Origin of the sequence: Propionispira raffinosivorans DSM 20765 (genome assembly GCF_000381065.1) — a bacterium.
Lineage (GTDB): Bacteria > Bacillota > Negativicutes > Selenomonadales > Selenomonadaceae > Propionispira > Propionispira raffinosivorans.
Genome location: NZ_KB905840.1, coordinates 262098 through 283418 on the forward strand (window position 1 = coordinate 262098; position 21321 = coordinate 283418).

Annotated in this window: 24 protein-coding genes; 18 read left to right on the plus strand and 6 right to left on the minus strand. The window is 37.8% G+C overall.

What is annotated here, in order from left to right; translation table 11 throughout:
- Position 1 precedes the first annotated feature (1 nt).
- The gene (locus F606_RS0102865; protein WP_019552360.1) at positions 2 to 508 is read left to right on the plus strand and encodes an FMN-binding protein; all 507 of its coding nucleotides are present in this window, start codon (positions 2 to 4) and stop codon (positions 506 to 508) included.
- 514 nt (positions 509 to 1022) lie between these two features.
- Positions 1023 to 1238 carry a hypothetical protein gene (locus tag F606_RS23330; protein WP_019552361.1) on the plus strand — a complete coding sequence of 72 codons (216 nt, stop codon included), beginning with the start codon at positions 1023 to 1025 and terminating at the stop codon, positions 1236 to 1238.
- Here F606_RS23330 and F606_RS21925 read toward each other — a convergent pair.
- The 3 genes from F606_RS21925 to F606_RS23430 all read right to left on the minus strand — a co-directional run bounded on the left by F606_RS21925 (position 1221) and on the right by F606_RS23430 (position 2134).
- Positions 1221 to 1604, minus strand: a complete 384-nt coding sequence (locus F606_RS21925) for a hypothetical protein (protein WP_211210014.1) — start codon at positions 1602 to 1604, stop codon at positions 1221 to 1223. The genes F606_RS23330 and F606_RS21925 overlap by 18 nt on opposite strands.
- Positions 1605 to 1606: 2 nt before the next feature.
- The gene (locus F606_RS23785) at positions 1607 to 1738 is read right to left on the minus strand and encodes a hypothetical protein (protein WP_281166752.1); all 132 of its coding nucleotides are present in this window, start codon (positions 1736 to 1738) and stop codon (positions 1607 to 1609) included.
- A 120-nt stretch (positions 1739 to 1858) separates the two neighbouring features.
- Entirely contained in the window at positions 1859 to 2134 is a 276-nt protein-coding gene (locus F606_RS23430; protein ID WP_019552364.1) for a hypothetical protein, read from the minus strand.
- 235 nt (positions 2135 to 2369) lie between these two features.
- Between F606_RS23430 and F606_RS20420 the strand changes: the two genes are divergently transcribed.
- The 10 genes from F606_RS20420 to F606_RS0102925 all read left to right on the plus strand — a co-directional run bounded on the left by F606_RS20420 (position 2370) and on the right by F606_RS0102925 (position 13227).
- Positions 2370 to 2915: a MarR family winged helix-turn-helix transcriptional regulator gene (locus F606_RS20420; RefSeq protein WP_019552365.1), complete on the plus strand. Its 546-nt coding sequence runs from the start codon at positions 2370 to 2372 to the stop codon at positions 2913 to 2915.
- Positions 2916 to 3070: 155 nt separating this feature from the next.
- Positions 3071 to 3505, plus strand: a complete 435-nt coding sequence (locus F606_RS0102895; RefSeq protein ID WP_019552366.1) for a Fur family transcriptional regulator — start codon at positions 3071 to 3073, stop codon at positions 3503 to 3505.
- Positions 3506 to 3508: 3 nt separating this feature from the next.
- On the plus strand, positions 3509 to 3721 hold the full coding sequence (locus F606_RS23790; RefSeq protein WP_281166754.1) for a hypothetical protein: 213 nt from the start codon (positions 3509 to 3511) through the stop codon (positions 3719 to 3721).
- Entirely contained in the window at positions 3676 to 3819 is a 144-nt protein-coding gene (locus tag F606_RS23080; protein WP_211210015.1) for a hypothetical protein, read from the plus strand. The genes F606_RS23790 and F606_RS23080 overlap by 46 nt, the downstream gene beginning before the upstream one ends.
- 329 nt (positions 3820 to 4148) lie before the next feature.
- Entirely contained in the window at positions 4149 to 5543 is a 1395-nt protein-coding gene (locus tag F606_RS0102900) for a 6-phospho-beta-glucosidase (RefSeq protein WP_019552367.1), read from the plus strand.
- Between the two features lie 502 nt (positions 5544 to 6045).
- The gene (gene istA, locus F606_RS21930; RefSeq protein WP_154651080.1) at positions 6046 to 7401 is read left to right on the plus strand and encodes an IS21 family transposase; all 1356 of its coding nucleotides are present in this window, start codon (positions 6046 to 6048) and stop codon (positions 7399 to 7401) included.
- Entirely contained in the window at positions 7383 to 8135 is a 753-nt protein-coding gene (gene istB, locus F606_RS0102910; protein ID WP_019552369.1) for an IS21-like element helper ATPase IstB, read from the plus strand. Before istA ends, istB begins: the two co-directional genes overlap by 19 nt.
- 121 nt (positions 8136 to 8256) lie before the next feature.
- Positions 8257 to 10098: a beta-glucoside-specific PTS transporter subunit IIABC gene (locus F606_RS0102915; RefSeq protein WP_019552370.1), complete on the plus strand. Its 1842-nt coding sequence runs from the start codon at positions 8257 to 8259 to the stop codon at positions 10096 to 10098.
- A 270-nt stretch (positions 10099 to 10368) separates the two neighbouring features.
- Positions 10369 to 11649 (plus strand): IS110 family RNA-guided transposase, encoded by a 1281-nt coding sequence (locus F606_RS0102920; protein WP_019552371.1) that lies wholly within the window; start codon positions 10369 to 10371, stop codon positions 11647 to 11649.
- 405 nt (positions 11650 to 12054) lie between these two features.
- On the plus strand, positions 12055 to 13227 hold the full coding sequence (locus F606_RS0102925) for a mandelate racemase/muconate lactonizing enzyme family protein (RefSeq protein WP_019552372.1): 1173 nt from the start codon (positions 12055 to 12057) through the stop codon (positions 13225 to 13227).
- Positions 13228 to 13346: 119 nt separating this feature from the next.
- Here F606_RS0102925 and F606_RS0102930 read toward each other — a convergent pair whose 3' ends face one another.
- Positions 13347 to 14309 carry a LacI family DNA-binding transcriptional regulator gene (locus tag F606_RS0102930; protein WP_019552373.1) on the minus strand — a complete coding sequence of 321 codons (963 nt, stop codon included), beginning with the start codon at positions 14307 to 14309 and terminating at the stop codon, positions 13347 to 13349.
- A 645-nt stretch (positions 14310 to 14954) separates the two neighbouring features.
- Here F606_RS0102930 and F606_RS22140 point away from each other — a divergent pair.
- Entirely contained in the window at positions 14955 to 16397 is a 1443-nt protein-coding gene (locus F606_RS22140; protein WP_019552376.1) for a tetratricopeptide repeat protein, read from the plus strand.
- Positions 16398 to 16535: 138 nt separating this feature from the next.
- Here the strand turns inward: F606_RS22140 and F606_RS23920 are convergent, their stop codons facing one another.
- Positions 16536 to 16721: an IS3 family transposase gene (locus tag F606_RS23920; protein WP_407635970.1), complete on the minus strand. Its 186-nt coding sequence runs from the start codon at positions 16719 to 16721 to the stop codon at positions 16536 to 16538.
- A gap of 307 nt (positions 16722 to 17028) precedes the next feature.
- Between F606_RS23920 and F606_RS23085 the strand changes: the two genes are divergently transcribed.
- The 3 genes from F606_RS23085 to F606_RS0102965 all read left to right on the plus strand — a co-directional run bounded on the left by F606_RS23085 (position 17029) and on the right by F606_RS0102965 (position 18889).
- On the plus strand, positions 17029 to 17202 hold the full coding sequence (locus F606_RS23085; RefSeq protein WP_019552377.1) for a hypothetical protein: 174 nt from the start codon (positions 17029 to 17031) through the stop codon (positions 17200 to 17202).
- Between the two features lie 97 nt (positions 17203 to 17299).
- Positions 17300 to 18256, plus strand: coding sequence for a hypothetical protein (locus F606_RS0102960; RefSeq protein WP_019552379.1), 957 nt, complete (start codon positions 17300 to 17302; stop codon positions 18254 to 18256).
- Between the two features lie 450 nt (positions 18257 to 18706).
- Complete coding sequence (locus F606_RS0102965) at positions 18707 to 18889, plus strand: hypothetical protein (protein ID WP_019552380.1); 183 nt, start codon at positions 18707 to 18709, stop codon at positions 18887 to 18889.
- A gap of 247 nt (positions 18890 to 19136) precedes the next feature.
- Here F606_RS0102965 and F606_RS0102970 read toward each other — a convergent pair whose 3' ends face one another.
- On the minus strand, positions 19137 to 20057 hold the full coding sequence (locus F606_RS0102970) for a bifunctional helix-turn-helix transcriptional regulator/GNAT family N-acetyltransferase (protein ID WP_019552381.1): 921 nt from the start codon (positions 20055 to 20057) through the stop codon (positions 19137 to 19139).
- Between the two features lie 577 nt (positions 20058 to 20634).
- On the opposite strand from F606_RS0102970, the gene F606_RS23925 reads away from it, so the two are divergent.
- Together F606_RS23925 and F606_RS20435 are read left to right on the plus strand one after the other, a co-directional pair.
- Complete coding sequence (locus tag F606_RS23925; protein WP_019552382.1) at positions 20635 to 20880, plus strand: class II fructose-bisphosphate aldolase; 246 nt, start codon at positions 20635 to 20637, stop codon at positions 20878 to 20880.
- 288 nt (positions 20881 to 21168) lie between these two features.
- On the plus strand, positions 21169 to 21321 hold a 153-nt coding region (locus F606_RS20435; RefSeq protein ID WP_019552383.1), incomplete at its 3' end, for a transposase.

The window sequence follows — 21321 nt, forward strand, 5'->3', positions numbered from 1 at the left end:
GATGAAAACATATAATGCAGTTTTCTTGGCAGGAGCTGTTACTTTGTCAGCACAATTTTTAGCAGGCTGCGGGCACACGACACCGCCATGTTGTATTGGAGACTCGACAGCGGCACAAGAAACGGGAATAGTTCCGGTGACAGAGCAGCAAAATAATAAAGAATACAAGGATGGTACTTATAGTGATGAAAGCAGTCCAGATGAATTTGGTGCTGTTGGTAAAATTACGCTTTCTATTGCGCAAAATAAAATAACCAATGTATCGTTCACCGGCGTGCAAAAAGATGGTACGTTAAAAGATGCAGACTATGGCAAAACAAATCATAAAATTGAAAATCCAGCATTTTACCAAAAAGCCCAAAATGCTGTAAAAGCCAATGCAGCGTATGCAAAACAATTAATTGATGTACAATTGGCAGAAAAAGTGGATGCAATATCGGGAGCGACCATATCATATAATCAATTTATCGAAGCTGAAAAAAAAGCAATAGCACAGGCAGCTTCATAATTTTAGTTCATAGCGCGCTCGTTCAATGCGAGTGCGCTGAAAAATAAAATATAGTTTTATAAATAATCTTTAAATTTAATAAACAATTGCTTAGCTAAGGGAAACGGGTGTCTACTTGACGGGGATAATTCAATGATTTTTTTGTGCGGATTGGTTTTTCCCGTAAGTAAAATTTACACGAACCCTCAGACTTTTTCGGGCTTGAGGGTTATTTTTTTTAGCAAATGGGGGGCTCATATTCATTTCTTAATGTGAGTCCCCCATTTGGTTCAACTTTATTATACAATGAGTTTTTTCTATTTGCTAACAGAATCGACCATACCAGGCTTGCATTGTTGTCTGAAATTTGGCAGAGAATAAACCTTCAACAATGATGATGAGGGCGCTAGTGCTTGAATTGGAGTCAATTGCAGAAAACGCAATTTCTGAGCTGGCTAACATGCTAACAGCGGTCTTCAAATATTCGTAACTTAATGACATTGCCGTTAAGGGTGCTGTTAGTTTCTGTAAAGTCATGATCCCGATAAATTTATCCGATCAGTGTGTGATTCCGAATGCGGCGGGGGTGGCTAAGTGGTATCGAAATTTGAGTGTTCAAGCCGATTTTCGATATGAAGAACCTTTGATGGATATGGAACTGGATGATATGGAGGCAAAGGTAGTGTTAAAGGGTTATTCTTTGACGGAGGATTTCTCAGGGAACAAGGAAATTTCAGCCGTGGACATGTAGTAGTACATGTCCACGGTTTTCTGTGTTGAATTCGCCAATTACCTTATAGCGGTTGTTTGGTTGGTAATTAGGAATCAATATAACTAGGGCTTCAAGTAGGTTTTTGTTGTTGCAACTGCGTGTGGAAGCTTGGTCGTTCTTTGTTTTTGAAAATGGTGTGGATTTAGCCTCGTTGCTTTTGCTGGCTCGGATGGCAAAAATGTTGTTGTTGCCACCGGTGCAGTACTGCACATTCTGTGGGTAGTTCATATCTTCCAAAACGTGCTTACTCAAAGTGACGCCGCTTTGTTTGATGTAGATTTCTGGAGCGGAATTTATGTTGATGTCGATGACCTCTAGGTTGATAGTAGAAAAATCAATAGCCATAATTATTTAGTCCGTTCATCTGTGTAAATTTCCACCAATTCATAGTTTGGGGTATTGTCAATTAATGTTTTAAAGTCCTGAATCTGCATTTCAAAACTGCCGACTTGTGCTTCTTCAGCTGTGCCTCCATTCATGCTGAATATGTTTTTATAGGCGACATAAAAGATAATAAAGCAATTCATTTTTATAAACCTTGGCTCCTAAATGCTTGTAAATAGAAATCGCATGTTCATTTGTTTCGACTGCCCAAAGAGTCATAGAACTGATTTGCATTCTAATTTGCCAGTATGAGGCATTTGCTTATCTAACTTACACGCTACAAAACCACATACACTATCATCGTCAGATGCAGCAATGTAAATAAAAGCATTTTCCTGTTTAAGAAACTTAATCCATTCCTCTATTGCATCATTATAATTAAGACCTGCTAAATATGCAGATGGGAAATTTTCTTGATAAATGCTTTTCCAATTATCTATATGTATTTTAGCAATTGATGGGAGGTCATTGTCCTTTACGGTTCTTTCCAATTTTAGTTAAAAGAATCTATTAAGCAATAATAAAAGCTAAACTATCATAGTGAAAATTATAGAAAATCAACTTATGTTGGCAAGAACCGATTTTACGCTTACCATAGTTCCTTTTATACAAATAAGCAAGAATGAAGTAAAATTAAAAATTTATAAAAGATATTGACATTTATCAGGTACCTTATTATAATGATATTAAGGTACCTGATAATAATAATATAAGGAGAGATTAATTATGGAAAAACAAGAAATCACTTTAATGGAACAGCTTATTATTTTGAGTCGTTTAATGATGTACAGACATCATCACATGAAAGGAAATCATATGCATAGTCCTTATCGCGGACAGGGAAGAGTTCTTTCTTTGCTTAAAATAGAACCTAAAATGAGTCAAAAGAAACTTTCTTTTTTACTTGGGATACGACCTCAATCTATGGGGGAATTATTAGGAAAACTTGAACAAAATGGCGATATTACGAGGACTCAATCAGAAGAGGATCGTCGTTCATTGGATATTGAATTGACAGAAAAGGGAATGGAAGCAGCAACAGCAAATGAAAATTTTCTAAAATGTGACCAAAATACAGAAGAAATTTTTAAGTGTCTTAATGAAGAAGAACAGAAAAATCTAGCAGATTATATGGACAGAATGATTACACTATTAAAAGATGAAATACCGGAGGCACAAGATGCTTTACTGCAACATCATCACGATGATGATCATCACGAAAATCACGGGCATCATATGAAAGGTTGCATGCATAACTTGAAAAGATTTTAGTAAGTTATGGTTGTTATAAATCATATCAATTTAATTGGCATACAAGGCGAGCTGATTTGATGAGCAGAGGATACTGTCTGTTTGTAACGGAAAAAATGAAATAATCGAGTGCAGTTGTGTTTTAGCAGTATGTGGGTTGGGAGGGGGCGGCACAAGTGACGGTCAGTGATTTTAAGCAAATTATAAATGGAAAGTATAAAATGACTCGACAACGTGAAATCGTTTTTAATGCGATGAATAGTAAACCACATCTTCATTTTACTGTAGAAGATATATTGGATATTGTTCATGAGGTGCATCCGGAAATTGGAGTGGCAACTATATACAGAACATTGCAAATCTTTATACAAACAGGTATTGTCCAAAGACTGGATTTATTGAATAGACGAGCATACTATGAAATATCTGAACAAAAGCATTATCATATGATTTGCCTGTCATGTGGAGCAATTGTTGAAGTAACTGATGAAGCAACTGAGGAGGTGCTGAATATGGTTAAAATAAAGAAGCAAGTTTTAAATGATTTTCGAGTAGTGGATTGCCAAATATATTTTTATGGTTACTGTAAAAATTGTCAAGCGATAAGTTGATTCATACTAACTACACCGGGAGTTAAGGTTGATACGGGGGAATACGATACGTTCGGTATTCCAGCGACAATCTTAGCGAATTATTTGCTCGAAAACGGGATTATTCCGGAAATCAAGGGAGTTTCTTTGGGGAAAAGCCGCTGGAAAGGTTTTGTTGCCTTCGTGGGGCATTGTACAGTCTTTATGCGTTGTATGCCTGCGGCTTTACAGCGATGATGTATGGTGCGATGATTACCTTCGCCGGATGGACTTTATATGGATTTGTTTCGAAACGTTTTGATTTAATCTCCTCGGTTACAGATCGACATATTTAAATTAGCTTACCAACCATATGTTTCTATATTTTACAGAAAAAACACTTTCAGATAGCGGTAGTTCCGTGCTGAAAGTGTTTTTTTGCTGTTCTAGAATTTAGTGATAAATTGACTGGGGTCAATAAATTCAATGCTTGAATTTAAATATAGTAGACGATCCAGATCGTTCATTCGTAGCATGTAAGGCAACAAAAGGAAATGACGAAAACAGCCAGATAAAAATGATCCTTAATATTTAAAGAATATTTAAAAAATTCTCTTGACATGGGAATGTTCCCATAACTTAAAATGATGTTATCTTAAGAATATAAATAGGGAGGTAAAAAGATATGTCAAGAAATGCATTAAAAATAGTTACGATCGGTGGGGGTTCTAGTTATACTCCGGAATTAATAGAAGGTTATATTAAACGTAGTGACCAATTGCCTATCAAAGAAATTTGGTTAGTTGATATTTTAGAAGGAAAAGAAAAGCTGGAAATAGTTGGAGCCATGGCTAAGAGAATGGTCAAAGCTGCAAACTTGGATTGGGATATTCATTTGACAATAGATAGACGTGAAGCGCTGAAAGATGCTGATTTTGTGTCTACCCAGTTTAGAGTAGGTTTTTTACAATCACGTATAAAAGATGAAAGAATACCTAATTCTTATGGAATGATTGGTCAAGAGACGAATGGTGCTGGTGGTATATTTAAGGCTTTTCGATCGATTCCAGTAATTCTTGATATAGTTAAAGATATGAAGGAATTATGTCCAGATGCTTGGCTGATTAACTTTACGAATCCAAGTGGAATGCTTACAGAAGCTATTGTTTCCTATGGGCATTGGAATAAAGTCATCGGTTTATGTAATGTACCAGTTATGGCAATGATTAGTGAACCAAAATTGATTGAGAAAACGTTAGATGAACTTACGTATAAATTTGCAGGGCTCGATCATTTCCATTGGCATCGCGTTTGGGATAATACTGGTAAAGAAGTGACATTGGAAATCATCGGTAAAATGTATGATGGTGAAGATGCGGGATTACCTAAAAATATTTTTAATGTTCCATTCTTTAGAGAACAATTAACTCAAATGAAAATGATTCCATGCGGTTATCATAGATACTATTACCGTCAGGAAGAAATGCTCAAACATGGCTTGGAAGAGTATGAAAGTGAAAAAGGTACACGCGGGCAGCAGGTTATGAAGATTGAAAAAGAGCTGTTTGAATTGTATAAAGATCCTAAACTGGATTATAAGCCGAAGCAGTTGTCAGAACGAGGCGGTGCACATTATTCTGATGCAGCTTGTGAAGCTATTGCATCTGTTTATGGGAACAAGAAAACACAAATGGTTGTATCTACTGTAAATAATGGTGCTGTTCCGGATCTGCCTAATGAGCAGGTAGTGGAAGTTTCTTCACAAATCGGTGCATCGGGTGCTGTTCCAATGGTCTTTGGTCCTTTTTCACCGGCAGAACGAGGCTGGCTGCAAGTGATGAAGAATATGGAGTTGATAACAGTTCAAGCAGCTGTAATGGGTGATTATGGTTTAGCTTTACAAGCATTTATATTAAATCCGCTTATTCCAAGTGGGCAGAAAGCGAAGGATTTACTAGATGAAATGCTAGTGGCAAATAAAAAATATTTACCACAGTTTTCTGAAAAAATCAAGGAATTGGTAGATTCTGGTGTAAAGGTACAGGATCAGATAGCTGCAAATATCGATAATACAATTTAATTTGTAAGTAGATAATTCGTGTATTTATGATAACGGAGAGTGATAATCTAAAAAAGTTGGTATATACGTGGGAGGGTGTTGATTAATTTATAGCCTTTGGCAATGCAGTAGGATAGAGGATGCGGAGTGTTCTATAAATTAATCAACCCTTAAACAATAATAGAAATATAAGCGTACTTCTAAATTTCATTAATTAATATTTTGAGAATTTCGATAATTATTGCAATTATAGCTTTTCGTCATAAAAATTTGAGTTATCGGTTCATATTGTTTTAATAGGAAACTTTATATTTTGTAAATGGTAATATAAAAGTGAGCCAAAAAGCCGGATAATGGCAACGAAAAAGTGAGCCACTTTGAATCAAATCCCGTACAATAGAAATGTAAATTTCTATGTAAAGGGATGAAGTCAGGTGGTTATCACGATGGAAGATTACCAAGCAATTCGTCACATGTATCTCATAGATCATTTGAGCCAGCGTACAATCGCTGAAAATTAGGCATTTCCCGCAATACGGTGCGCAAGTATTGCGAAGGAGATATTCTGCCCGGAGTACGAGCCCATTACCAGCGCAGTGCTTCTGTAGTTACTCCAGAAATTATCCAATTCATCCAGCAATGCTTTCTTGCTGATGAGCAGGAACATAACAAAAAGCAACATCATACAGCCAAACGCATCTATGACCGCCTGGTTGCTGAAATGAATTTCACTGGCTCCGAAAGCTCAATTCGGCATACGGTACAGAAACTTCACGAGACTGCACAAAATGTATTTGTTCCGCTGGTGTTTTCTCCCGGTGAGGCTATGCAGGTTGACTGGGGTGAATGCTATGTGTATCTGAACGGCATGCGCACGAAAGCTTACTTCTTTTGTGCAAGGCTTTGCTACAGCTGCGCTCCTTTTGTTGTCTGTTACCGCCGACAAAATACGGAATCTTTTCTTGAGGCACTAATCCGTGCATTTGAATTCTTTGGCGGTGTACCGCGCCGTGTCATCTTTGACAACGGTAAGGTCGCAGTAAAAAGCGGCTATGGGAAGAAGGCCGTTTGCCAGGATCGATATGCGGCGCTTGCTGCACATTACTGTTTTGAAACGGTATTCTGTAATCCTGCCAGTGGCAATGAAAAGGGACTTGTGGAAAACTTGGTCGGCTGGACCAGAAGAAATACTTTTGTTCCCATCCCACATGTCGAAGGCATGGACGAACTGAACGAGTTAACGAAACAGCAGTGCTGCAGCTATATAAAATCCCATAAAATACAGCAAAAACCGCAGAGCGTCAACCATATGCTGACGATTGATAAAGGAATGCTTTTGCCGCTTCCCGGCTGTCGTTATGATGCTAGTCGGAGCACTGAGTGCCGGGTGAACTCTTATACAACAGTGCGTTTTGAGAGCAACAATTATTCTGTGCCTGTACGTTATGTGGGCCGGACCGTCGCTGTAAAGGGCTTTGCTGAAACCGTCTGTATTTATGCCGATGGTGAGAAAGTTGCACGGCATATCCGGTCCTACGACAGAGAACAGGATCTTCTAACTTTGGCACATTACCTGCCGATTTTGGAGCGCAAACCGGGCAGTATCCTGAATGCGAAGCCAGTACGACAAAATCTGTCTCCAGCTATGCTGCAGTGGTTGCAGGATATGGCTTTCACCGGTAAGGAACTTGTGACAATCCTTACGGACTGTGCTAATAAAGGGGAAGCCGAGGTTTGGCTGCATAAAGCAGAATACCAGGCTATGAAACAGCGTCCGGTATGCATTACGGACCCGGTACATGTACAGGCAGTAGATCTGACAGCGTATAACCAATTCTTAAGTACAGGAGATGATGCTTTATGCCAGAAGCAGGCGTAACGGAATCGTTGCGATTCTATGCCAAACAACTCAGACTGCCAACCTTCTCCCGTATTGACGAGGTTGTACGCAAATTTCAAACGGGGCAAAGCTTAGAAAGCTTTACTCTGGAGCTTTTAAAGCGGGAATATGTTTCCCGTCAAGAAAACCAGTTGAAACGCCGAATTAAGCGAGCGAAGTTCCCCATGCTTAAGACCATTGAAGAATTCCAGTTGGAGCGGTTAGAGCATGTGCGGCCTGAATTTGTGAAACAGCTGGCAAGCTGTGAATTTATTCATCGGCATGAGAATGTCGTAATGATTGGCAATCCTGGAACTGGAAAAACGCATCTGATGACTGCTTTGGGCTTAAAAGCCTGTTCCAATGGTTACAGCGTAATCTTTAAAAATGCATCAACGTTGGCAGCAGAGCTTCGTGAAGCAAAAGATGGTTACCAACTTAGAAAGCAAGAAAAAGCTATTGTCAATGCCGATTTACTGCTTCTAGACGAGCTCAGTTATGCAAGCTTCAATCGGGAAGAATCTGAGCTTTTATTCAAGGTCATAGCTGAACGTTCGGAAAAAGCCAGCACTATAATAACGACAAATCTGGAGTTTTCCCGTTGGCCAGAACTTTTTGCTAATGAGACTTTGGTAGCTGCACTGGTGGATCGTCTGACATACCATTCACATGTATTGAATATGAATGGCAATTCCTATCGCCTGAAAAGTGCTAGTGGCTCAAAAATCCGTTAGCGTGTGGCTCATTTTTTTGTTGCCAGAGTGGTTCAAAAATTCATTGCCAAGTGGCTCACTTTTTCATTGACATTCACAATATTTTGAATTTTAAGTTTACTTGGAGAAAGAAGGGTTTATTTTGAAACAAGAAAATATATCTAATCTAATTATAGAAAATGTTGGCGGTATAGAAAATGTTGTAAACCTCTATCATTGTATGACTAGATTGAGATTTATTTTAAAAGATCAAAAAAAATTTAATGCGGAAGCATTAAAGAATATACCAGGTGTTATAAATATAGTACAATCTGGAGCCGAGTCACAAATTATTATTGGTGCAGAAGTCGATACGTTTTATAATGATTTATTAAAACAGGGGTTAGAAAATTTTAGTGATTGTTCAAGTAATCAAGAAAAACAAAAATTCAATATTAGAGAGATATTTCAAAAAGGATTGACCGCACTGGCTGGAATTATGGCACCTATTTTACCTATTTTGATTGCCGGTGGTATGGTAAAAGTTGTGCTTGCATTGCTGGTGCTTTCGGGAATGAGTCGTGATTCGCAAAATTATAAGATACTTTATTTTATTTCGGATGCTACTTTTTATTTTTTACCGTTTTTTATCGCCAATAGTTTTGCAACGAGAATTAAGGCCAATAATTATATGGCAATGGTTATAGCAGGGATACTGCTTCATCCTAATTTTATGAGCATGGTTAGTGAGGGTAAAGCAGTTTCTTTCTTTGATTTGCCAGTGCGCTTAGTATCCTATAGTGCAACGGTTATTCCTATTATTTTTGCTGTTTGGTTTATGAGTTATGTGGAAAAGGTTGTGGAAAAATACACGCCTAAATTAATCAAGACGATGTTTAGACCATTATTAACTCTTTTGATAACAGCCCCAGTAGTTTTAATTGTAATTGGTCCTTTAGGTGGATATTTAGGTGAGGGTCTTTACTATGTTATACAAATACTCAATGAAAATGTTCCTTGGGCTGTACCGATGCTGATGGGAACCTTTTCACCGTTACTGGTAATGGCTGGTATGCATTTATCGATAACACCGTTTGCTATCTTGTCAGTGTCTAGATTTGGCTATGAAACACTCATGGGTCCAGGAATGCTTGGCAGCAATATTGCACAAGGTGGTGCTTCACTAGCAATCGCATTTAAAGAAAAGCGGATAGAAAAACGTGAAGTGGCCATTTCAGCAGGAATTACAGCTTTATCAGGAATAACGGAACCTGCACTTTATGGTGTAACGGTAAAATATAAAAGAGCGTTGCTCTGTGTTATGGTTTCCGGGGGTATTGCGGGTCTTTATGCCGGAATAACAGGTGTTGTAAGATATGCTATTGCTTCAGCAAGCTTTTTGTCTTTGCCAGTTTTTATTGGTGATAATCCTAATAATATAATCAATGCAATTATTACAGCAATGATAGCATTAGTCCTTTCTTTTGTATTGACTTATGTGTTTGTTCCAGTAGAAAGTGTTGCAGAAGAAACCAAAAAAGAAGTAGAAAATGATAAAGAAGAAGTTAAAAATGTAGTAGCAGGTACATTGATTCCATTGCAAGATGTTAAAGATGAAGCATTTTCATCAGGGACTCTAGGGGGCGGAGCAGCGATAATACCACAGGAAGGAGCGATACATTCTCCTGTTGATGGCGTACTATCAATGGTATACCCTACTGGCCATGCGATTGGGATCACTAGTAAAAGTGGCAAAGAAATATTGATTCATATTGGTATAGATACTGTAAAGCTGGACGGAGAAGGATTTAAGTCACATATAAAAACTGGAATGGAAGTCAAAAAAGGTGATTTGTTGATCGAGGTGGATTTAAATCTTCTTAAAGAAAAAGGTTATGATACGACAGTCATTATTGTCATATTGAATCGTGTAATGGATAATCTAATAATCACAAAAAAAGACAGGTTGACGATCCAGGATACATTGTTAGAAATTATTGATTAAAACGAAAATAGTCACAACTGTAAAGTAGTATTATATTTTGTTATTGCAAAGTGTATAAGCATAGTGTCAGTACGAGGATTAAGTTTAGGAGTTGAAAATAAAAAAATAAGCTTTGTAAGTTGGCGGATATCTGCTTACAAAACTTATTATACGAGCATTCCTGTAATGCGAAAATTTGAGCTTTGAATAAAAAAGGATGTTCCCTTAAACTAATAGTGTGCACGGGGTCACAAAAGTGCCCTAAAAAATATTAGTAAAGGAACATCTAAAATGAATTCTACACAAAACAGGAAAATTAGTCAAATTACAGAGGACACTCTTATTTTCGGCATCGACATTGCAAGCGAATTGCAGTATGCCAGAGCATTCGATTGGCGTGGTATGGAACTCAGCAAAAAGGCTGTCAGCTTCCATAATACTTTGGAAGGTTTTGAAGGCTTTGCTGGATGGCTCAAGGGCTTACAGGATCGGTATTCCAAGGAAAAGGTACTGGCTGTATGTGAGCCAACTGGTCATTACTGGTTCTGCTTAGCACAGTTTCTGCAGGGACGTGACATTAAGCTGGTAATGGTAAATCCATACCACGTAAAACGCAGCAAGGAACTGGATGATAATACGCCGAGCAAAACTGACAGTAAAGACCCGAAAACGATTGCCAAGTTAGCAATTGAGGGCCGTTACATGGAGCCATATATACCGGAAGGTATATATGCAGAACTCCGGACGCTGTATAACATGTATTTGAGTGTCAACAAGGAGATCAGCAGTAAAAGGAATCGAGTTGCCAGATGGCTAAAAATCTATTTTCCAGAGTATGACAAAGTCTATGGTAATGCAGGATGTAAAAGCGGTATCTTAATCTTGCAGACAACACCGCTGCCACAGGATATTTTAAAGCTAGGCATAGATGGCATAGTAGAAATCTGGCGAAGTGCCAAGCTGCGTGGCGTAGGAGTGAAACGGGCTACGAGCTTATACAATGCGGCAAAATGCAGTATTGGTCTGCAGACAGGTGGTAATGCCGTCAGGATGGAAATACGTCATCTATTAGACGATTTGGCAAGGAAAGAGGAAGAAAAAGGAAGCATAGAAGCAGCCATGGATGAAACGAGTAGGCAGATACCGGGAGCCGGAACCTTATGTGACATAAAAGGCGTAGGCCGGGTAACCGTGGCCGGATTCTTTGCTGAAGTAGGCGATATACGACGCTTTGAGTCGCCGAGACAGATCCAGAAGCTTGCAGGGCTTGCGCTGAGGGAAAGCAGTTCGGGGAAGCACAAGGGCGAGACAAAGATTAGTCATCGCGGGCGTAAAAACCTGAGGACCCTTCTCTTCCGTAATATGCTGCCGTTGGTGGCGAAGAACAAGGAGTTTGCGGAATTGCACAGGTATTATACAACCCGCCAGAAGAATCCGTTAAAGAAGAAGCAGTCGCTTGTAGCACTGTGCTGTAAATTGATTCGCGTGTTTTATGCCATAGTAATGAAGAAATCCCGCTACGACGGGCTCCGTCTGATGAGCGATATTCATCGCCCGGAGATGGTTGCTTAGAAAGAGGATGCAAGGCAAAAAACACTAGCATGTAAGCGTCGCATGCCGATGTATTTCAATGTTGGAAGAAAAACAAAGAGCTGGTAGTCAGTCACGAATCACTCCATTAGAGCAATGACTCAGAATACGAGCAAAGCTGACACCCAAAATGCGGATAGGCAGAACGAAGGAATTTAGGGCAAAGACCCTGTTAGATATGGGAGGTTTGCTGCCGCAGGGAACTGGGTTACCATAGGCCATAAAAAAACAAACAGAGGACGTTTTGTTTGCTGTACCCAGAAACCTGTAATTTAGCACAAGATGCATATTTACGCCGCATGAAGCACTTTGAATTTTTTTGAAATACTGAGAAAAAAAGAGCATTTAAGAGAAAAACCTATAGTTATATAGGGAGGAGAATTATTGATGAAGATCACGAATGTAGAAATATTTTGTGCGGACTTTGATAAAACAGCACCAAATGAACCGATTTTTATAAGAATAAATACGGATGAGGGGATCAGTGGTTTTGGTGAAGTAGGTGTAGCGTATGGAAATGCTAAACTAGGAGGTATCGGGCAAGTTCAAGATTTTGCTAAATTGATTATAGGTGAAAATCCTTTCTGTATTGAAAAAATTTGGGATCGTTTATACAGAGATACTTTCTGGGGACAAGGTGGTGGTACACTGATTTTTGCGGCCATGAGTGCAATTGATATTGCTCTTTGGGATATTAAGGGTAAGGCATTAAATGTTCCTGTTTATGAATTGTTAGGTGGGAAAACCCGTGATAAAATAAGAGCATATGCTAGTCAGATTCAGTTTGGTTGGGGAAAACATGAGCATCCTCTCGGTGGTGTAGAAGCGTATGGCTTAGCTGCTCAGAAAGCTGTTGCAGATGGTTATACAGCGATTAAAGTCGATCCATTGCAGCGTGATGAAAATGGTAATAAAAATCATAGAAATGATGGGTTGTTAACGTTTGATAAATTAAAATTGTGCCGTGATAGATTAGTAGCCATAAGAAAAGCTGTTGGAGATAAAGTAGATATTATTTTAGAATTGCATGCCAAGACAGATATTAATGCAGCATTTCAGATTAGCAAGCTGATCGAAGATTTAAATATCTATTATATGGAAGAGGCATGTGGTTCTTTGAATCCACAATTAAGTAAAGAACTGAAAAATAAAGTAAATGTTCCCTTAGCTGCTGGTGAGAGAATTTATTCACGTTATGGATTTAAGCCTTTTTTAGAAAATCGTTCTTTGGATGTGATTCAACCAGACATTGCTACTTGCGGCGGAATATCGGAGTGTAAAAAGATATGCGATATGGCTAGAATATATGATGTTTTAGTGCAACCGCATGTATGCGGGGGACCTATTTCCTGTGCAGCGGCAATACAAATAGAAGCAGTAATCCCTAATTTTTGTATCCATGAACACCATATAGGTAATTTAAGTGATTTTACAAGAAGTTTGGGTGTTTATGATGAGCAGCCTGTTAATGGCTATATTATAGTGTCGGATCGACCGGGTCTGGGGCAGGAAATTCCTGCTGATATTTTGGCGAAATGTAGCAAAAAAAAGATAGTCTAATATATAATTGATGATAAAAAAAGCAGTTCACCATCTATATAAAGATACATGGAGAACTGCTTTTTTATGCGTGTTTATAAAACATTTTATAGTAAAGGCAACAAGCATGGATATTTTTTCTAGCAAGTTTCTCTAAGCACCAATTTTGGATTGATTTTCTTGTATGTAAGGTTTGTATTATTTAAGTTATTATGAATATAGTAAAATGCATTGATTGCTTGTTTTTCAAGAAATGTATCTACTGTAGATATATTCAGTAAACGACCAAATGTGCTATTATCAAAACCAAAGATAGCACAATCTTTAGGTACTTGATAGCCGTTTTCTTTAAGTATAGAAATGAATTCAGTAGCAACATAATCAGAATATATTACAACTGTTTTGGGGGCTTCTTTTCCGGCTGCAATCCATTTGTGGGCGGCATCAATGCCAGCATCTTTTTGCTCAGTATAAAATAATATCCAATCATTATTCATGGAATGAGTTTTTTCAAAGGTTTGTATTGCTTCTAAACGAGCTTGGGTATTAGAATTTTTTTCACAATTTAAAATGTGACCGACAAAGCGTGTTCCTTTGGCATAGATATATTCTAAGATTTGCATGTATAGGGGGAAATGGTCAATATAGGATGAATAGATCTTATCCGATTTAATTCGGCGCCAAGTTGCAATGGGGCCAAACTTTGTATATGGAATGATTTTATCCCAATCGTTTATTTTTGCTAACAAAAATAAACCATCTAGAGAGCGCGTGGCCAATAAATTAAGAGCCTTTAATTCATCTTGGGGAGTTCCTGTAAAATATATGTTTACACGATAGTTATATGACTTGGCGGTATTGGCAAAATAATTTATAAAATCTCCGGCCGTAGGATGATAATTATTTACTAAAAATCCTATGGTATTAGTGCGTTGATATTTCATTTGGCGAGCAATTTGATTCGGGATATAGTTCAATTCATTTATTGCATCTAAAACACGAGAACGAGTTCCCTCGCTGACATAACCATGATCACTAATAACTCTGGAAACGGTAGATTTAGAGGTCTTTGCTAATTTTGCTATGTCAAATATAGTAGCCAATGAATCATCTTCTTTCTCGAATTTACTAGGGCGCTGATGCTAGGATTCAAACCTACGACCTGCTTATTACGAACGATGTAAGGGCTATTTGTGATTATTGTAAATTGATAGAAAATCATTGATTTTAATTAGAAGTTTATTGTCATTGGGGAGTACCGTTTAGGATTGCTTACTGAATTTTTGAATGGAACCCATGGTTATTGTTTGAATAGCTTTGAGCGGATTCTTTCTTTTGTTGATATAATCATAGCATGATATCAAGCTGAAATATAGAGCTTACGTTAAATGAACGGAGAATGTCGGCTGCATAAAAAATGACAGGAAGGCTTGCACCATGAAAACTAATATAAAGAATTTGCGTGTAGTTTATTTTTATTTGTTCTACGAATGGTTGCAATTTATCAACGGTTCCACTTAAAGATACAAATCGCATGTGGTGTTCTTTGATATCTTCACTCCTTACCAACGTGTTGAACAAGTAAATCGAGGCGAAAAAAACATAGAGGAAAGGCAGGGCCCTTTTTGGTTCCAAAGTAAGGCTAAGAAAACGGGCTGGGAAAAATGTACTATTTTCCCATATATTAAAGGAATTAAACAAAATTGTGGAGAAAAAGTATAAAAACATATTTTCGTGGAGGTACGGCCGTGATAAAAGTCGTTAAATATTTGCTTGTCATAGTCATTCTAGGTGTCACAAGTCCCGCATTTGCTGCTCCCAAATGGATGACGATGATCGAATTACCGACGCTGACCTATCAGATTGACCAGGAAACGGTGGGGATTACCGAGGCGGATAAGGACGACCGTCAGCTGGATGTATGGATAAAACTGATGGACAAGAACCAGAGTGGGGAGTATTCTCTCGCTCACTATTTGGTAAAGGAAAGCGACTTGTCTTTTGTTCTGAAGGAGCGAACCTTCTACTCACCTGATGGTGCAGTAACTAGTACTTATAAAAATCCTGGAGAAACCTGGGTTACAACAACAACAAATTCACCTGTTGGTAATATCGCAAGTCGTTTGTTCACCGATTCCCGGCAATCAGGTAAGAATCTCCCGGATTCTAATGTTGAGCCGCAGCTGACTGCGGATCAATGGCTAGCGACGGGGAAAACCAATTACGCGGTGAAGGAGTATGATAAGGCTATAACAGCCTACAGTCAGGCAATCAAGCTGAATCCACAACTAAGCCAGGCTGTCATCGAGCGCGGACAAGCGTATTTAATGACCAAACAGTTTGATTTGGCACAGTCTGATTTTACCACCGCTATTGAGCTGAACCCGCAAAGTGAAGCTTTGTATTGGTTTCGTGGCCTAGCTTATGCCGGGCAGAACAAGCATCAATTGGCGATCGATGAGTACAATAAAACTCTGAGGATAAACCCAAAAATGTTTATGGCTTATTGGAACACGGCATTGTCCCAGGAACAGCTGGGGCTGCGTTACCTTGCCCAGCAGGCGTATGCCGCCTATATTCGATATGCTCCAGTTGACGATGTTTTTATGGATAAAGCCAAGAAGCGTCTTAAAGAACTGAATGCTATGGATAAAGCTGGGAACGAATCGCCCGGTGATTTTAATGAAGTACTCAATAAAACCATGACTAAGAATAAATCCAGTACTATAACTTTCGACTACTTAGGCAAGGATTATCTTACCGTCACATTCGATAAACCGCGCTGGAAAGTCGGTTATAAGGAAATTGGGAAAAATATTATTGTTGAGTTTGTCACGGGGCAGGAAACAGTCCAGTGCTGGACAGAATTGATTACTGTGCAGTTTTTGGGCAACTCTCAGAAGCTTTCTCCACGGCAATGTGCTGGATTTCTTGAAAAGAAGTATAGAGCTGAGTTTGGGGATAAATTGTCTTTTCGCGTTTTGAAGGATCTAGAGACAGATGTCATCATTGAATATTGGATTGCGGGACAATCGGGTGTGGCAGACGAACACACCATTACGCGGCTGTTTAAGGGGAATGCCAGCCTGGGGATTGTCCATTACGCCATGAAACCGTTAATGACACCGGAAAAACGGGATGTAGGGTTCAGCATTATAGAAGAAGTCAAATATTCCGACCATCCACTATGATATTAGGAGAAACGATAATGCTTTTGCCGTTGGAAAATAGCGACACGATGCACTTTCACTGTGGTAAAATCATGCCGATTGCATTGTGCTCCTATGTCAAGATTTAGCACAAATTAAAATGAGAAATTCTTCAGTTTATTAATTAGCAAATCGGTATTTGCGCTCGTACTCATTTGGGGATAAATAATTGCAATGGCTGTGACTTCTCACTGTGTTGTAAAAGGTTTCAATATATTCGAAAACCAAACGGCACGCATGGGTATAATCACAGATTTTTACACGATGCAACCACTCGCGCTTGGGGAGCGAATGAAAAGATTCAATACATGCTTTACCGGACTGGTTAAAATCTGAATTTCAAGGTGCGGGGGAATATCCTGAATTTATGGGACTCAGAACTTGGAGAAATACCTTGCGGTTGGCAGAATGTCTATGATTATGCTTTAACAGAATGTCCAGAGGGCAATATTATTGAGCCTGATGAATTTAGTGACAAGCGTTATTTTATGATCTTGTAAAATGCTAAAAAATACTTTTAAGTGAATTCAATAAAAATAAACTAGAAGGTAAAACCGTTTTAGCTATTCAAAACACTCTAACTCTTGGCGATTTTGTTAGCCAGATTATTAAAATGGACGCATTACTGTATAGTTTAGTTCATATGTGGGTTGAAGCTGGTATGGATTGTAGTTGTTTTGATTCTAAAAAATTTCTGGATTACATTGGTGATGCGGATGATTGTATAAAAGAATATGTTAGCAATGATAATAATCGCGCTTATTTTGACATGAGATTGGTTAAATGAATTTATATTTGGGGATGGGTATCAGGAAAGCTACTTGTAAAAAGGTCAAAAGTATTGTTTGGATAAATAAGAAATTAAAAACTGAAGGACGATTTATATGAATAACAAGATATTAGGTGCAAGAGATTTTATTAATACATTTTACGGTCTTTTTAGTACGTGGCAAGAGAAATACTTTGCAGGTAGTCATGAACAAGCTAGACTTTTAGTACAAGTAAAACTACATCGATTCATTTCTATTAAATACATTAGCAATGCTTTCCCTATATTCATAAGTGCTGGATTAATAGAAAAAACTGATAAAACAGCGCAGGTTTCACCAACAATTGGTGAACGAGTATTTAAACCATATGACCAGATTGTCTATAAAAAGCTTGAAGTCAAAGATTTAAAAGAACGGCTATCTAAATTGGAATTAACGTTTTATGATTTTTGGAATGTAACTGATGAAGTTACAAGAAATGAAGATATAAAAAAATTAAGAATATTAGAAGATGAAAAAGGGCTCCAATTTTGGAAAAAATACAGTAAAAGAGGTCGGAGTACAACCTGCTCCGACCTCGATTTGAAATATAACTATCCCAGATCGGCAATTCTTGAAATGATAGATAAAACTATAGCTTATGACCCTGAAATGGAATCGTTAATACGAACACAGGAAAACACTCAAAAACAGCAGATCAAAGATCTTGTATTAAGTAGATATGAAACATGGGTTAATAAAGTGTTCGACATAATGGAAAAATCATTCATAAAATATGGTCATCCAGAAATAAACTTTACTACAGATGGATTTGACGGTGTTTTTATTGCATCAGAAGTAGAACTTATAGAAAATAAGCTTGTTTTCAAAAATGCAAATTTTTCAGTTCAAGTAGCCATTAATGATGTCTATATTGATGCAACTAATATTATTATGCAAAACCACTACCAACAGTTAATTGCAACGAAAATTACAATTCCAATAAATGCGGAATTTACTACAGATTTAAAATTCTTACAAGAATATTATTGGGAATTATTATCAAATGATTTAATGAAAATTAGATATTAAGGATGCTTATCCCCATTACCTGCCTAAATAGTGATTTAGAGTGCAGAACGATCTCAGTATTCCTTACAAAGGGTGATTTTTGATGAGGAAGGATGTATCTGTTGATTGTATATTTTAAATACTACTATTTCGCCAAAAAATTTAATTTGATATCCGAGAGTTGATAAATATTAATGTCAATTTTACAAATATAAAAAATCATTGTTTTATATTTGCGCGAGAGGGAGAAACTTACATTTTGGCGAATGCTGTAAATATGAATGAAAATGCTATCCACTACTTTATAATACGAGCGTCAAAAATGCCGTTACCTTGACACACATTTGCAGCATTCGGTTTACAGTAATCTGGAATAAAAATAGACATTAATCGTTGTAGAATCGACGGATAGCAAAGGTTTGGGAAGATGTAAAGTACGCCCTGATTTTTCGATTACAGCGTGATAGCGCAATGGGAAATAAATCTTTAAAAACACCAAAAGAAATTGATTTAGCTTTGTTTGAAACCGTTGAAAAATTGACGGATTCCAATACATCACAGCCGTGGCGGAAACTTTTCCATCGTAAAATAGCAGATGAAGCAAAGAGATCCACTAAATCATTAACCTTAAATTTACGAGCCGTATCAACATAGTTATATTGTTGAAGAACATTGCAAATACCTTGTTCTGTAATAAATTGTTTAAAGATGGTCTGAAATATGCTAAAATCATTCAATAAATATTCTGAACTGTTCGTTCATTTGGGGGTTGGGGTTACAAATTGATTACAATGCCACACCAGAAATGGTAGACAATCTCGGTATCCATCCCAAAACTCGCCATATTCTTTTATAACCCTGAATGATCGCACCGTAACCTCCTATCCAAGACTACATTGGACTAATCACTGAACACAATATCCCATCGTTCTTCTACCAAAATGTTTTTCCATGTATTGCTTTCAACTTGTTCGGTTGATATAAACCCGAAGCTTTTGTATAAATGCCTTGCAGCCATTAAATCCTGAAATGTCCACAAGTACACTCGACTGAACTTTTTCTGCTTACAGTAATCCATAGCTATTGTCATTAGCTGTCGGCCTAATCCTGTGCCGCGATATTCCGGCTCTATTAAAAACCACCTCAGTTGGGCTGTACTTTCATTTGAACGGACAATTGCAATTGAACCAACAATTTGCCTACTATGCTCTGCTACCCAAACTTCCCCTTCAGGCTGCTCATCAATATATTTTGTTAGGCTATCAAGTACATACCGCTCAAAAGTTCCACCGAGTCCATATTCCTTTTCGTAAAGGACACAATGCCTATACGCTATATACCCAGCTTCACCGGGTTTCAGCGTACGTATAATAAAGGTCTTATTCTGCTGTTTATCCATAATGTTTCTTATTGCAACCATGTGGCTAATAAGATTTTGCTGTTCTTCGTCTGTTAGCTTTTCGAGAATTTTGCTGGCTTGTATTGTCGAATCATCGTAAAGCTTGTGAATGGTATGACGTCCTTTATCAGTTAGGGATAGGACTTGGGCACGTCCGTCAGTTGATGATTTTGATTTAATAACAAGCTTTTCCTGTATGAATTTTAAAAGTATGCGACTTAAGTACCCTGGATCAATCTTCATCAGTTTTGTCAAATCGCTGGCAGTACACTGATCGGCAATATCAATTTCAAGTAGTATTCGGGCTTCAGCAAGTGAGTACGGGCTATCAAGTATGGTTTGGTCAATAATGCCAATTATATTTGTATAAAATCGATTGAAATTCCTAACTTCTAATGCGAGCTTTTCGATATCCTTTATCATAAACCATTCTTCCTTCCCTTCCCATATATTAATAATAGAATAATGCAATCGTTTGACTATGTCAACTATTAATTTGATAAAGTCAAATAAATAGTTGGGTGTTCTCTGAAGTTACGGATAATATATCCTTGAGAATTAGATAAAGAGCTCCATATTGGTAGGTCACTACAGATATTATGGAGTCAGCTTTAACTACCGAAAGATAACAAACTATCTTTATCACGTGCAACTCTTTTTATACAAGATCATCAATCGGCGGAGCAATAAGCGAAGCTATACTTGTGAAGGATTTGATGAGATGTTGAAATGCTATCCACTGGCAAAGCTTAAGATATATGTGAGCTTATTCAAGTGAAAGTTATTATGAAGAGCCGTGCCTTAGTAGGACACGTACGGTTCTGGTGTGCCACGAAAGGCACAAAGGTGATGAAGGAGGGGGCGTAGATCCACCAAACAAACCCTATGTTGCTGTGGTCAAAAGCCATGGTAGTGAGCAACTAGGGAAAAGGATGCCAAAACAGTCATGTGAGTTATATGAAGATGAACGCAAGTGAACCGTTGAAGAAGTATCGATAGCGTGAGTGCTGTCAAAACCTATCTTTCAGAACTGGGTGGCGGCTCAGGAAATCTAGATGACGAAGTAACGAAGTCCGTTTCGTTAGGCATTTGCAAAGTTAATATTTCAAGTGACGTCAAAAGTGCTTTTTTTATAGAATGTCAACGATTTTTTCAAGAAAACTCAGGTCAGCATGAGCCGAACATGATTTTTCCATCATGTATACAAGCAACGAAAAAGTTATTCATCATAAATTTGATATCTTAAATATGCTAGGAAAAGTATCTTTGTATTAAGCAAGTAGGTTTATGTAAACATAGTTCAGTCGAAGCATAGCTATATTATGTCCGCATTAATGGACAATATGGTTCTATAATAAATGTTGGGGTAAACAAAAAATAAATTGCTTACCCCGACATATTTTTTAACTGTTCGAAATAAACCACCGGCTTAGCCGGCGGAATCGACGGTTTTGACTTTAGTCGAAAAAAAATCCCTGTTACAATAAATGCAGGTCTAGCCAACCGCATAAAAAATAACAGGGAGGTCTTTATCATGCAAGATAAAGATATACAAAGTTTAGAACATACTAAGTGGAGATGTCAATATCATATTGTTTTTGCGCCTAAATATCGTCGGATGGAAATTTATGGAGAACTGAAAAAAGATATTGGTTGGATATTAAGAAAGTTGTGTGAAGATAAAGGA

Bases quoted from the DNA above. Each gene is read 5' to 3' on its own strand.
- F606_RS0102965 (WP_019552380.1), top strand. From the start codon at position 18,707: ATGGGAAATAAATCTTTAAAAACACCAAAAGAAATTGATTTAGCTTTG.
- F606_RS0102900 (WP_019552367.1), top strand. From the start codon at position 4,149: ATGTCAAGAAATGCATTAAAAATAGTTACGATCGGTGGGGGTTCTAGT.
- F606_RS0102920 (WP_019552371.1), top strand. From the start codon at position 10,369: ATGAATTCTACACAAAACAGGAAAATTAGTCAAATTACAGAGGACACT.
- F606_RS23785 (WP_281166752.1), bottom strand. From the start codon at position 1,738: ATGAATGGAGGCACAGCTGAAGAAGCACAAGTCGGCAGTTTTGAAATG.
- F606_RS0102865 (WP_019552360.1), top strand. From the start codon at position 2: ATGAAAACATATAATGCAGTTTTCTTGGCAGGAGCTGTTACTTTGTCA.
- istB (WP_019552369.1), top strand. From the start codon at position 7,383: ATGCCAGAAGCAGGCGTAACGGAATCGTTGCGATTCTATGCCAAACAA.
- F606_RS23085 (WP_019552377.1), top strand. From the start codon at position 17,029: ATGGACGCATTACTGTATAGTTTAGTTCATATGTGGGTTGAAGCTGGT.
- F606_RS0102925 (WP_019552372.1), top strand. From the start codon at position 12,055: ATGAAGATCACGAATGTAGAAATATTTTGTGCGGACTTTGATAAAACA.
- F606_RS23330 (WP_019552361.1), top strand. From the start codon at position 1,023: ATGATCCCGATAAATTTATCCGATCAGTGTGTGATTCCGAATGCGGCG.
- F606_RS0102970 (WP_019552381.1), bottom strand. From the start codon at position 20,057: ATGATAAAGGATATCGAAAAGCTCGCATTAGAAGTTAGGAATTTCAAT.
- F606_RS21925 (WP_211210014.1), bottom strand. From the start codon at position 1,604: ATGGCTATTGATTTTTCTACTATCAACCTAGAGGTCATCGACATCAAC.
- F606_RS0102960 (WP_019552379.1), top strand. From the start codon at position 17,300: ATGAATAACAAGATATTAGGTGCAAGAGATTTTATTAATACATTTTAC.
- F606_RS20420 (WP_019552365.1), top strand. From the start codon at position 2,370: ATGGAAAAACAAGAAATCACTTTAATGGAACAGCTTATTATTTTGAGT.